At 59.0% G+C, this 234-nt stretch carries 1 protein-coding gene; it reads left to right on the top strand.

The window, feature by feature from the left end; all coding sequences use genetic code 11:
- Positions 1 to 234 (top strand): YraN family protein (locus AC2Q9J_RS18545; protein WP_499042207.1); only part of this gene is annotated, 234 nt, incomplete at both ends.

Genomic DNA, 234 nt, shown 5'->3' with positions numbered 1-234 from the left:
CCCGCATCCTGGAAGCGAACGGCTACCGCATTCTGGAGAGGAATTGGCGACCGCCCGCCGGGCTGGAACACGAAGAGATCCGCGGCGAGCTCGACCTGATCGCCATTGACCCCGAGGACGAACTGGTTTTCGTTGAGGTCAAGACCCGCAGCAGCGAAGACTTTGGGCACCCGTTGAGGTCCTGTCTCTTATACACATCTACTGGCCGTCGTTTTACACTGGCCGTCGTTTTAC

It is taken from the genome of Planococcus sp. RAB007_Raresut, from assembly GCF_057369535.1.
This window is presented reverse-complemented; position numbering and strand designations above follow the sequence as displayed.